The sequence below is a fragment of the Allorhizocola rhizosphaerae genome (assembly GCF_003426775.1).
Lineage (GTDB): Bacteria > Actinomycetota > Actinomycetes > Mycobacteriales > Micromonosporaceae > Allorhizocola > Allorhizocola rhizosphaerae.
The window spans coordinates 1-12,585 of sequence record NZ_QJUG01000234.1; the positions used below are offsets into that span (position 1 = coordinate 1).

General features: G+C 62.8%; 9 protein-coding genes. 5 read left to right on the forward strand and 4 right to left on the reverse strand.

Features of this window, described 5'->3' with window-relative positions; all coding sequences use genetic code 11:
* A partial coding sequence (locus DM816_RS34340; protein ID WP_162908117.1) for a M23 family metallopeptidase occupies positions 1-842 on the reverse strand: 842 nt, incomplete at its 3' end.
* Between the two features lie 593 nt (positions 843-1,435).
* Here DM816_RS34340 and DM816_RS34345 point away from each other — a divergent pair.
* Entirely contained in the window at positions 1,436-3,352 is a 1,917-nt protein-coding gene (locus DM816_RS34345) for a hypothetical protein (RefSeq protein ID WP_162908118.1), read from the forward strand.
* Positions 3,353-3,726: 374 nt separating this feature from the next.
* The gene (locus DM816_RS34350) at positions 3,727-4,416 is read left to right on the forward strand and encodes a nucleoside/nucleotide kinase family protein (protein ID WP_162908119.1); all 690 of its coding nucleotides are present in this window, start codon (positions 3,727-3,729) and stop codon (positions 4,414-4,416) included.
* Between the two features lie 595 nt (positions 4,417-5,011).
* On the opposite strand, the gene DM816_RS34355 is transcribed toward DM816_RS34350, so the two are convergent.
* The gene (locus tag DM816_RS34355) at positions 5,012-6,307 is read right to left on the reverse strand and encodes a protein NO VEIN domain-containing protein (RefSeq protein ID WP_162908120.1); all 1,296 of its coding nucleotides are present in this window, start codon (positions 6,305-6,307) and stop codon (positions 5,012-5,014) included.
* A gap of 180 nt (positions 6,308-6,487) precedes the next feature.
* On the opposite strand from DM816_RS34355, the gene DM816_RS43105 reads away from it, so the two are divergent.
* Both DM816_RS43105 and DM816_RS34370 read left to right on the forward strand, forming a co-directional pair.
* Positions 6,488-7,351, forward strand: a complete 864-nt coding sequence (locus DM816_RS43105) for a hypothetical protein (RefSeq protein WP_162908121.1) — start codon at positions 6,488-6,490, stop codon at positions 7,349-7,351.
* A 786-nt stretch (positions 7,352-8,137) separates the two neighbouring features.
* Entirely contained in the window at positions 8,138-8,944 is an 807-nt protein-coding gene (locus DM816_RS34370; protein WP_117214637.1) for a hypothetical protein, read from the forward strand.
* 541 nt (positions 8,945-9,485) lie between these two features.
* Here DM816_RS34370 and DM816_RS34375 read toward each other — a convergent pair.
* Entirely contained in the window at positions 9,486-10,370 is an 885-nt protein-coding gene (locus DM816_RS34375; RefSeq protein ID WP_162908122.1) for an abortive infection system antitoxin AbiGi family protein, read from the reverse strand.
* 266 nt (positions 10,371-10,636) lie between these two features.
* Between DM816_RS34375 and DM816_RS34380 the strand changes: the two genes are divergently transcribed.
* Positions 10,637-11,737 (forward strand): hypothetical protein, encoded by a 1,101-nt coding sequence (locus DM816_RS34380; protein WP_162908123.1) that lies wholly within the window; start codon positions 10,637-10,639, stop codon positions 11,735-11,737.
* A 157-nt stretch (positions 11,738-11,894) separates the two neighbouring features.
* On the opposite strand, the gene DM816_RS34385 is transcribed toward DM816_RS34380, so the two are convergent.
* Positions 11,895-12,386 carry a hypothetical protein gene (locus DM816_RS34385; RefSeq protein ID WP_246002522.1) on the reverse strand — a complete coding sequence of 164 codons (492 nt, stop codon included), beginning with the start codon at positions 12,384-12,386 and terminating at the stop codon, positions 11,895-11,897.
* Positions 12,387-12,585: the final 199 nt, after the last annotated feature.

A 12,585-nucleotide genomic window follows, 5' to 3' on the forward strand; every position in this document is an offset into this window, starting at 1 on the left:
ACGATGCCCGGGGTCATGTTGCCGTTGCCGTCCCAGTCTCCGGTGATAGGCCGGTCGGTGACGGCGTTGCCGTAGCCGAAGACCACGTCCGTGTTGCCTGCGCTGTTGGCGTTGCGTAGGTGCCACTGCCACTCGCCATTGACATTGCGCACGATCCCAGGCGTCATGGTGCCATCACCGTTCCAGTCTCCGGTAATGGGCCGGTCCGTGGCCGGCGCATAGCCGAACACATAGGTTGCGGGGCCTGCACCCGTACCATCGCGCAGGTGCCAGTGCCAATCGCCTACGCCGCAGTTGGCGCTGGTGTACGCGTGGCCGGGATAGGTCGAGCTGTAGGAAATCGCGATTCCGTCGAACGTCGCTGGTTGGACGACGTTTTGGTAACGCTGTTCGTAGTGCAGGTGCGCTCCGCTGGAGGCGCCGGTGTTGCCCACTTTACCGATCTCCGTCTGGGCCGTTACCGTTGCCCCGTTGACAATGGAAAACGACGACAGGTGCGCGTATCGGAAAGTCCAACCGCCACCGGCGTTGATCTCGACCATGTTGCCGTACCCGCCGTTGTTCGGGATGACCGATGCCGTGCCAGCGACCCCGGCGAGCACGCTGCGGCCGCTGTCTTCACCGAGCAGGTTCCAGTCGACGGCGTAGGCAGACGGCGAGTGTCCTGTGTATGACCAGGCATGCCAGGTTTCGCCGCATGGAAACGGCATCTGCACCGAAGGCGGAGCCGCTTGGACCGGCAGCGGCACGACCGCGATCAAGATGGCGGCGCCGATGGCAAGGAACAGGCGGCTCGGGCGTGGCGTCGACCAAAGGCCAGCGCGTGCGGCTGTTGCGACCACAGAGATCCCTCTCCTCGCTGCTTGAGTTCAGCAGGACCACGTCATAGCACCACCGAGGTGGGACGCATCGCCACCGCCCATGAAGGTCGATACATCTGCCGCCAACTCGAGTAGACGATGCCATGCGGCGTGATTCATCACCCGGATTACCGACCCGGAAAGATGCCTTGCGCGGCGCCAAGAGCGCTGGATTGTTTTTCGTCAGTTCCTCAACTGAGGGCGCGGGATTGCGACGGGCACATAGTTACCGGACGACGGGATCTATATCCGTTGCTGTTCCACGGGGATCCGCTACGGCAAAATGATAGCGAGTCACGAATCTGGCAACCCTTACCGGGCTGGCCTGTGCCGGGGAGCGGCATTTCTGATCGTCGGAAGCGACGTTGCGGCCCCGGTCGCCTACATACGGTCAGCGTCCAGGCGACCGTCGCCACCTCCTGACTATAGATCGGCGCACGCCGGAACCCGGCAATCCATTGCCACCTATCCGACTCGGCGGCATATCTATCTTCACGCATGAGCCAGTCTGGGCAAGCGAAGGAGTGGAATCCGGCCGGGTGACGCCTAGCATGACGATCGGAGGCGGATCGTTTGTGGACACCATAGAGTTGCACACCCAGGAGCGTACGGGCGGCGCAGTCGAGTCCTTGGCCCGAGACAGTGAGGAAAGGCTTCGACGGCTTGGGGTGCCCGCGTTCGCCGGCAGTGGCCCGGCCTGGAAGCACGGCCGCATCATGCCGTTCCTGTGGATGCTAGCCTTCGAGCTAGGGGTCGCTCCTTATGTCTCGGATGAAGCGAACATCCCAGTCAAGGCACTGTTCATCTCGGCGCCGTTCATCGCCCTCATCGCCTTCGCGACCCGTCCGGTTTCGATGAGCGCGTTCGGGCTCGAGAGAACGCGGCTGAAATGGTTGTTGCCGCTGTTGCTGACCGGTCCGGTGGTCGTCTTCCATGCCCTGCACTTCACAGTCACGCCCCTGCAGGAGACAGAGTCGGCCTGGTTCTGGCCGGACCCCTGGACCGACGCCGCACTCATATTGACTTGTTTATACATTGCCGTGATCCTGCTGCTGCTGGCAAAAGGCCAGATGCGCCCGGTTCGACGCGAGTCCGTCTGGGTCGTCCTGGCGATCGTGGCTGTCGCACAGACCGGCTTTACGATGTTCCCGATCAAGGTGCTGACCTTCTCCATCGCCCCCCTCCTCGTCATGACGCTGGTGCTGGTGCTGGTGCTGGTCCTGTGGACTCGGCAGCCCTCGTCCACAGCGGCGGAGGGACGGACGCGCTACATCCCTTCGGCGCCCACGGCGACCCTGGTACTGATCTTCGGTATCGTCCACGGCTTGCTTTACCTCGACGGCCCCGACGCCGTCATTCTTGTGACGGCCGCCAGTGCCGTAGTGATCCTATGGGCTGCGGTCGGCTGGTACCGCGCCCGGAATGCCAAGGCGGCTAGCCAGGTCGCCAGATCCTTGACCGGCGAAAGGGTGCAGAGGCAGATCGAAGAACCGAGCCTCAAGTGGATCGCGTCCTTCCTCTTCGCCTATCCGCTGCTGTTCTTAATTCTGCAGTGGCTCTCCACCAGCACCCTGCCGGACCAGGACACTCAAGTGGAGCTCGTAATCCTGGTGCTATTCAACATGGCATACTTCGTCCTCGTCTGGTTTCTCGTGGGATTCGGGCTTTGGCAATTCACCCTCTGGGCGGCGAAAGAGGCGTGGAAGAAGCGAACGGACACCTTGAAACGAATGGCCGGGGTGACACCGGTCCTACTCATCGTCGCCATCTTCTTCGCCTTGACCGCGGAGACCTGGCAGATAGTCGCCGGTCTGTCCTTGCCAAGACTGGCGATGCTCCTGGCGTTGCTGACCAGCTTGGTCCTGATCCTGGTCACAGGATGGTCCATCGCCTTGATCAAGAAGGAACTCAGATTCGGCTCGTGGAAAGAAGTGGACGAGGTGCTGGCCGCGTGTGGCCCGGACAAGGAGTTCGGGGACCTGCCCGAGCGCCTCAGATCGCTGATGAGCGACCACCCCTGCCCTCGCGAATCAAGCCGCGGGCTTCGGGCCCTGGCGGCCGCCAACGCCCTGCTGGTGTTGCTGACGTACCAGTCGTTCACCTCGGGCGCCGTGTTTCTGAGCCTGTTCGTATCGTTTCTGCTGCTGGTGCTTCTAGCGGTCCCGTCCGGGGTGGCGGCGGTGTGGATATATGGTGACGGGCAGGCCGGACTCCAAACAGGACTGGTCAAGCTGGCCTTAAATCCCAGCATGCTGGAAAGCCCGTGGCTACGGGCGTCAATCTTCCTTGCGCTGTTCTCCCTGCTGTACTTCGCCGCGCATTCGCTTGCCGAGGAACCAAAGCGAAACGAGTACTTCCGGGGAATCGATGAGGCGCTGCGTCGCCGCGTGGCCATCCACCTGTGCTACCGGCACCTCAACCATGCATCCGAGTTTGAGGCACCGGCCCGCCGCCTGGCACAGACGCGTAACGACGGCACCGGTGCAACCTGAGGAGTGCCACATCCGATCAATGGTACGAGCCGCCCACCGCCACGCATACCACGAACCGTTGCATGCCGAGCCTCGGCAAGCAACGCGCCCACATCCACGTTCCCGCTCCGGACCTGTAGGCGTTGCTTGGCTGGCCACACGCGAGGCCAGCTAGGGCGAGGTCTATGCCATGATTCGCGAGCGGCCCACGATCCTCTCTGTCCAAAACGAACTCATAACGGACATATGAACTGGAGCTCGGGACCCCACGATCGATGCGCGGATCTGCCGATGTGAGTGCGCGAGGTGCCGAGTCATCGCAGAACGACGACGGCCACCTCCGCGAACCGTTTGCGGGCGTGCCCGTCGACGCGGCCTCTGGCATCATCCCTTTGATGACTACGACACGGCAGCGGGTGCTCGGCGGTTTGGCCGAGCGAATCCTTGCGTTGCGGCTGGAGCACCCGACGCGCGTGGGGATCGACGGCTCCTCCGCGGCTGGCAAGACGACCCTGGCCGACGAACTGGCCACCACCTTGCGAGGGAAGACGGCACGGCCCGTGCTCCGAGTCACGATCGATCACTTCAAACGGCATGTCAACCTGCGTACGCAATATCCGCCCGGCTCTCCGGAGAGCTATTACTTCGAGATGTTCGACGTCGACGCCATCCGCGACGAGCTGCTGGCGCCGCTCGGTCCGGGCGGCAACCGCCGTTACCGCGCCCAGATCATGGACTTCAGCGGTCGTACGCCCATCGACTCCGGCGTCCACGTGGCTCCGGACGACGCGATCCTCGTGGCGGACGGCGGGTTTCTACAGAAGCCGGCCCTGTCACGACACTGGGATTTACGCGTCTACGTCCACATCGAGGCGGCGGACGTGCTGCACCGCGGCACGATCCGCGACCAGGCGTGGATGGACTCGGCGGAGGCGGCGGCTGAGCGGTACCGCACGTACTACATCCCGGGCGAGGAGCTTTACCTGGCCGAGATTCGCCCGGCCGAACGAGCCGACATCGTCATCGACAACCGCAACTTCGAGGCACCCCGCATCATGCGTGACCTTCCCAACCAAGGTCGTTAGTCACTACCGTGGCGCCCGGCCGCAAGGCCACTGCGTCGGTTGCCGCGTCGGGGTTCGACGGTGCACGCATCTGCCGCGATCCGAGCGTTGATCTCACCGGTGATGCGCAGGTTCGGTTCACTTTCGAGGAGCAGATGCGTGCTCAAGGGCATGCGTTGAAACTAGAACGGCAGGTCAAGTGGAATGCGGTTGAGTGCGCAGGTCTTGATGTTCGGCGGGTCCCGTCAAACATGGGAACGGGCGTCTAGATGCGGACATGGTCGAGATCGTCGGCCGCTGGCATCTGCCAGAACGGTAGGCGTCGTTGTGTTCCTGGGCAACAGAAACCAAGACCCAACAGGGTCCAACCCTGTCTGCGTTGATCCCGTTGGCGAAAGCCTTGGTATAGCGGCGATTCTACTCGCGCCCCGGTTGGGGAGGTACCGAACACCGCTCTTTTGGTTTCAACGCCTTGCCGGTTGTGTGCTATGTACAGCGACATACGACTGTCCACCTTGTCACTCGACGGTGGCTCGCTCGCGTCCGGTGGTTGGATTGGTTCTACACAACGGTTGTTGTCTCGGCGATCGAGGGCGTACAAGGACGTGCCGCGAGGTCACGTAAGCAGATCCGTGTCGGTCGGTGTGAAGTCGAAACTACGTGGCGTAAGCGCGATGTCGTCCGGGTTCCATTGGAAGATTCGGAATGTGCCGCTGGTCGGATCGACTTCACCGTTGGGTTGAAAGACGACGTCTGACAGGATGCCAAGCACACAAGCCCCGGGGTGCTCGCGCGCCCAGCGCACCTCGTTGGGCGAGACGATGACGGTCGCGCCGGCGGTCTCGGTACCCTTGGCCTCCAACCACAGCATGGCGCCGTTCTTGGTGGCCGTGGCGTCGTAGGGGTTGCCATAACGGACGTCGTTCACAACCCAGCCACGCTGCCGGTAGTGTTCCATCAGGCGATCCTGTGCGGCGTCTTCTACCTTCTTACGCCGCACAGGGTCCAGCTGCCAGCCCTGCCGAGGCGAACTGCGTGGCGGCATGAGCGTGGTCAGGCCAAGATGCTTGGCCCACGATGCTTCCAGGTCAGCGGCGACGTCCGGGCGAAGTATCCAGCCGCCGCTTTGCGGTCTCCAGGCTCCACCGTCAGGGATCTGTCCGATCAGGCTGGCATGCGGCAGCCCAACTTCCGGTAGTAGGAGTGTGTCCCACTCGACCAGCACGTAGTTGGCATCGCCGTCTGATCGCTCGTCATCCCAGTGTGTATCGGTGAAGATTCGACTGGTGGTGATCCCGCTACCGATAATGCCGCGAGGTTCCACGCCTTGGCGTAAGAAGAAGACTCGATCGCCTGGCTCGATGCCAGACCTGCGATTTCCGGTGGCCCACTGACCTCGGAGCAGGCCGCCCGCAGCGACTTTCTTGACATCCTGCGGATAGACCTGTGTGCCCCAGTTGTCGGGGTTCCACTTGTCCGGGTTCCACGTCACTACCATGGTGACGCGGTCGCGCACAGCAAGGCGAGCACGTTCGACCGGCGGGAGTGACTCGAGAACTGAGGTATCGACGTAGCTCACGGGATTGCGGTGACGTGGCGCGGGCGATCCCTTAAGCTGGTCGTGAAGAGGGTCGCCAGGACGCAGCACGTTGCCCGACAGTGCCCATTTTGATTGGCCGCCGATCTCGTAGCGTGTGCGTCCGGTGATCTCCGCGACGACTTGTATACGCCCGTCGTAAGACAACGTCGCGATCTTCTCACCGGCGATCCGGTCACCGAGGATCCACAACCCGCGGTTGATCTCCCACAACTGGTCATCGGTAGAGGTCGGTGTCCATCCCACCCAGGAACGTCCGAGCGGATCATCATCTCGTACCTGGTGAGCATCAGTCATTAGGAAGTTGACAGCCACACGCCTATCTTGCCGGGCGCTGCCATGAGTTGGATGTCCGGAACCCGACCTGAAATCAGCGGGTTCGATACGCTGTGCCGCCACGATTGACGTCGCGTGCCGACCGGTCAAGAAATGGCTCGCCGATGCGACCTGGGGGCCTTACTCTGATCAGTTCGCCGTCGACAGGAGGGGCATGGAGTGGTCATCAAGACGCTCGACGAATTGCGTCAGGCGGACGATCGTACCTTGCGGTTCACACCGCTGGGCCTGGGATTGAGCGTGCAGATGCGCCCGGACGCCGCTGCCGATTGCCAGCAGCAGGTAGTCGCCGAGTTCGAGCTCGCCCCCGATGTCGGCGACGGCGCGCGGCAAAGCTTCGAGCACCTACGGACGGTCTACGCCTATGGAGTGCTGTGCTATGAGGTGTATACCCTCGTCGGCGACCATGCCCTGCTGGTGATCGAGCAGGCGCTGCGTGAAAGGTTCGTCGACTTCCACTGTGGCACGGTGACATTCGTCGACCGCAACGGCGTCGAGCATCCGGTGGCCGTGACGCGGTTCGAGCAGGTCCAGGAATTCCTCCGCGGGCGCCAGCCCGGCCGGCGTATGGGTTCCAACGGCGGCTGGCGGCTGCGCCTCCCGGACGGCCGGCTGATGGGCTTCGATGGTGGGATGCTCGGTGATCTGCGGGCATGGACACGGAAGGCCGATCTGCTGCGGGGGCAGCGCAATCGCGGTATCGAACAGGCACTGTCGAACCTGCGCAATTTCGTCGCCCCTCCCACCGGGTACCACCTCAACGGCCAGGTCGAGGCGGCGCGTACGCGCCGCGACCTGGCGGAAAATCATCAACCGGCTGTGGGGGGTCACGACACCGGGTGGACGGCTGTACCCGGCGCCCCTGCGCCGCGATGTCGTCGTGATGGCCTGGCCGACTGGCGGCGACGAGTTGTGCACCGTATTGGCCTCAGACGCCTTCGTCGAGTTCACCGACCCCGACGACCGTCCCTGGGAATGCATCATCCTGCGTGCCGTTTTCCGGCAGGACGAGCGACTCAGTGATCCGGAATTGCGGCACTATGACTCGCGGGCCGAGGTAACCCGTTACCCAGTCGACCTGACTTTGGGGACCAGGAACGATCAGCGACGCGGCAGCCTCGTTCAACGAGAACCGCCCCGAGGCCGACGACTGTGACTATCTCGACCGGACATTCATGATCCGCCACCACGGAACGAACCTCTACTTACCATTACGGCCATCGTTAGCCGCCGCGCTGTCTGGCCGGGACCGCAGCGGCACCTGGTACGCGGTCAAGGCTGATCACCCCAATGACGCGTACCATCACGTGCGCAACCTCGTCGCCGGAACAGGCTGCCAGCGCCACGGGCCGTGCCGCCAGTGCCATGCAGAAAGCCTCGGTGTGGGCCTATATCACGATGCGCTGGCCCGGGCCGGGCACAATGCCAACTTCGCCGCGGCCCTGCCTGCTGACGTCCGGACGCCATGGGCGCACCCGCGAGCCCGTCAGGTGACCTGACGGGTGGACCAACTCGGTCAGGCACCGTCATCACGCCGGTTACGCGTGCAGCGGGTTGACAAACCCGCGTGACGATACGGGCAGAGCCGCCTCGCCAATCGGCCATTCTTAAGTGCCGTTTCTGAATGGGGAACGACACGCTGCGGCGTGATGCGCGACGAACCGTTGGCACCGCGAGCCCGGCCCGCTTGCCGTTCGAGGTCGGACGGGCATCCGCGATCGGTGGAGTGGACGGACGACATGGAATTTGACAGGAATGACCAGCGTGAGCTGACGGCTCCTCTCACCGGTGGCAGGCGACAATGAACGGATGGGAGAAGCGATCGACCGAGCAGCCGCGATAGTTCAGCGGGCAGCGGGCAACACCGTCGCGCCGGGCGTTGCCGCCCTAATGACGGCCGCTGCCGCCGTAACCGGAAACCCCAGTCTTGCGATCTGGGCGGTGCCAGTCAGCGCGTTGGCCGGGTCGGCCACGGAGGAGGCTGTCGCATTCGTCAAAGGTTTGTGGGCGGCGGAAGGTGTCCAGCGGTTCGCTGAGGCCGTGGAGGAGGACAGTGGGTCAACGGCGCCTGAGCTGTTGGAGAGGGAGGGTGTCGGTCGGAAAGGCCGCCATCTGCTGGGCGAGGCGGTGGAGGCTTCGAGTACGACCTCCGACGACTGGAAGGTCCGCGTCCTCGCGCGCGCATTCATCGTTGGCGCCAAGGACCACACGAAGATCGACGAGATGCGACTCCTGGTGAAGCTGGTGGACGACTTGGAAGGCGTCGATGCCCGCTGTCTAGCCGCCGCAGTCAGGTGCAAGGAGGTCTTTCTTACTCGGGAACTGCTTGAGTTCGATAGGCAGCTTGAAGCGGTGGCCGCGATCCTCCTCAGTAAGCTAGTGCGGCTCGGCTTCCTGGATGTGGTTGACGAGCGCCATGCGATCTTGAACCTGACCCCTTACGAGCAGGAGGAACTGCACGACGCTCGACAAACCGCGGGCCGGGCGGAACCGCGCGTCCCAACTGGCTTCACGCTGAGCCCAGTAGGCCGTGCGACCGCGGATTTACTGGCCAGCATCGGTCAGGTCGAGCACCATTCCAACACAATCCCGAACCCTCCCCAGAAGCCGGCCTAAACGACGAGCGACCTCAGATCGCGGCCACGCACGGGTCCGACTAGGGATTAGGGCCTGACCACGGCCTTGGTTTGGCCAGCCACCCTGCGCGCCGATAGCCGCCATGACTTGCTGAAACCGAACGAAGTCGCTGACCTGCCCGCCGGAGAGCACGAACGCCAATAGCCTGCCATGGTTGTGGCGGGCTAGGTGAATCTTGGTGCTCAGCCCTCCCGGGATCGGTCAAGAGCGTGATCCGGTGTTTCGCCCGAGTCAGCGAACCCGACCGTCATACACTACCTCCGTCAATGGACGCAGCCCACGAAAATCGTCCCGTGATCCCACAACATCGCGATCGGCCGCCCCCATCGGACACGGTCAACCATTTCCGAACCGGAAGGGTTGTTGGACAAATTGATCTGGAGTGGCGAGGGCGGGCCGACGCACGGATTTGCCGATATCGCTGCAATGGGTCACATTGAAGATACGGATTCGCCTATGCGCGGCCGTCGCACGGCTACGCTTTCGGTAGAGTCGCAGGAAGTCGACACCTGCCCAATTATCAGGCGCCCTCAGCAAACTCCTTCATGTCGCTGATCCGTAGCCACTGAGAACTGAGGCCATCCAGGTAATCGACGAGCTGCTCTCGGACGCTATCGCCTAAGTCTGAGAATAAGTACTCCACCGCTCCGACCGTGCTCCACTGAGGTACGAGCCATACAAACTCGCCTTCATCCCAGGGCAGGTGATCGTTTGGATCGCCGAACGTTTCGAGGAACTCGGCCGTCATTTCGTCCAGCTTGTTTCCCAGGGCTTCGGGGATCGCAATCCAACCCGTTACGCTGCCGTTGTGGTGGATATAGGGAGCCTCGATGGCTACTTCCTGCTCCACCTCCTGCCTATCACCGTCAGGGAGAAGCACAAAAGCTAGGTCAGAGTACTCAAAGCGCAAGCCTCCAACGATCCGCCACTCCCTCTCCCACTCAAATTCGTAGCGCCCGGGCGTCACACGATCGATGAAGGGCGTCAGCTTCCAAATCTCCGCCGCAGGATCGACGCCACCAATCATTGCCTGACGAACCATTTCGTTGAATGCGACATGCGCTGGCGTGCCGTGGTCGAGATACCAGACCCTCGCTCCACCCTGCTGACGGACGTAATCTCGGGTGAATCCGAGCCCGTACCGTCCGTGACGCGCCATCAACCTATTGAGCTGGTCCAGAGGAATCTCGCTGAGGCACACCGACTTCTGGGAGCGCAGCCGTTCCTCCAGATTCGTGGCCGAGCCGAACGGCCCTCCCGCCCGGATCTCACCGTCCTGGAGGATCGAAACGAGATCCTCTTCGCTTTTGGTAAAGTGAACAAGATAATCCGACATGTCTCGCCACTTTGGGTCACGCCGATAGCCAAGAAGGTGCTGCGGGATCTCCCCGCCGTACTGACCCATCGAGCCTCCGCTCATGATCAATGGTGTGTCTGCTGAGCTGTCGATTCAAGCTTTGCAAGGACCGTACGCCGAGGCAATCGCCATATACTAAGGGCGCGCCCTCTACCTGGCAGCAACAAAATGACTCAGACATTGAGTAGTGGTCCGATGCACTCATCTGCCGCGAAGCGTGCGTCGCGCCGGACATCGGTCCAGGGGGAACGGATCACGTGAACCCAAAACGGGGGCCGGTCCCTACCGCAGACCTTGAATGAAATGGTGGACGCGTGACTCTCGAAGAGGCAGTGATATGGCAGGGGATGGCCAGTGACGCCGCATACGCCGGGCACCTGTCCACGGATATTCACGCGGTTGCCGGCGGCGGCGCGAGCATCCTGTCTTTGTGCGTCAGCCCCTACCTTTCCCTTTACGTTCACGAATCACTGGCGAAACTCAATGCCATCGATCCCACGATGTCGGCGCTGCTCTCCAGCGGTGTCCAGCGGATCGTGGCGCGCTCCCGTCACAGCCTGAAGCTCTTCGAGGACAACAAACGTGGCGTCGACGGGCAGCTTGCCTACTTCCGCGACGTGCTTATGTCGGCGCACCGGCGGCGCTTCCTCGGTAACGTCCGATTCCGGATGTTACGGTTTCTCGAGACCGACCTGAGCCTTTACCGATACAACCGGCGCCTGATCAGCACCACCCATGCCGCCAACTTCCACATGGGCCAGGAACCACAGGACATCTTCGCCATGTCCGGAGCTGATATCCAGGCGATTTACCAGGAGTATGGTCACTTCATCGCCATGCTGGGCGGCCAGCATGGCACCCCCGGCCAGACGTTCGTGAGCCACCTGGACGCCCGCAAGTTCGACTCTCACGGCCAGGACGTCCGCTCAGAGCGCTATTACGCGAAGGTTTTCGACGGTCCGTCCAACCCAGACCTTAATGCGCTGCTCACGGTGTTCCAGGCGATGCTGAACTTTGCACACATAGCCAGCACCGGCATTTGTAGCGCCATCGACTACTCCGCGTTCAAAATGCGCTTCCTGACGCTGTACCAGGTGCTCAGCAGCCTTCGCATCCTGCGCAACGACGAACTCCGCCCGCTTACGAGCCGGTCCACTCAGTTCATCAACAAGCTGGTCGAATCGCGGGAAGCCCAGCTGATCCTGGCGCCCGCCGCCAAGCCGTTCCGCAACACCTTGATGCACTACAATCTCCACCACAAGGTCGACAAATCGAGGGTCGACATCCGAGCGCCGCTGTTCGGGCTCGTCCCCATCTACTTTCCGGCGCACGACTCTGAGACGTTCGCGACGGCTATCGACGAATGCATCGCCAAGGCATCCACCACCATGGACGAGTGGGCCAGGCCGCTCTAGTCTCGGTCATGCATTAGCGGGTCCACGTTTCGCTGCAGCGACTACCAGCGCGAAAGGTGTCCGCACACGGCCGCCTCGGCTATCCGACCTGCATCCGCTTCTGCCGCGAACAGTGCGGCTGGCACCAGGCGAACAGCGACCGTCGCGGTTGGTGCCATCATAGCGTTCGCGGGCCGTCGCCTACGCCGAAGTACCAGCGTCGATCGATCGCGGGTACCGGTGGCAGTTCATCCTGGATCAGCCGTTCGATCGCCGCGGCCAGGTCGGCGACTACCGCGCCGTCGATCTGGTCGTGCCCGCGCAGGAAGTATGGTGCGCCGTCGATCACGTACCGGCGGGCAGCCTCCGCCGACGTGATCATCCCGCGCCCGCGCAACCGGCGCCCCGCCTCCGCAATGATCGATCGGACGTAGCTGCGCTGTTGGTCGTCCCAGCCGTCGCCGTCCAGCGAGAAGGCGAAGCTGGCACCGACGCGGATGTGGGTTCGCAGGTCCTCCAGCACGGCCTCGGCCCAGGGTGGCCGCTGCTCTGCCGGCACCTGCACGGCGACGTGGATGGCCTCCAGGAGCAGAATCCCGAGGCTGACGTCGTACGCCCAGAACCAACGGCCACCAAACTCGACCGGCACTGTCTTGCTTATCGACCCCACCCCCAACGAGTCCTCCTACTGGTATCCGAGTATGACCAGCAGAGCCCACTGCGCACATCTGCCGCGAACCGAGCGTTGATCTTAACGCCAGGAAACGATCGATCGGAGGCCCCTCCAAGGCGGACGGCCACCGCCGACAACTGTCCGCATAAGGGTCCGTCAGCAGACAGGCGCAGCTGTGTTTCTTGGCGGCGTGAGC

Excerpts from the sequence above, each read along its gene's own strand:
- DM816_RS34350 (WP_162908119.1), top strand. The coding sequence starts at position 3,727 with ATGACTACGACACGGCAGCGGGTGCTCGGCGGTTTGGCCGAGCGAATC.
- DM816_RS34370 (WP_117214637.1), top strand. The coding sequence starts at position 8,138 with ATGGGAGAAGCGATCGACCGAGCAGCCGCGATAGTTCAGCGGGCAGCG.
- DM816_RS34375 (WP_162908122.1), bottom strand. The coding sequence starts at position 10,370 with ATGGGTCAGTACGGCGGGGAGATCCCGCAGCACCTTCTTGGCTATCGG.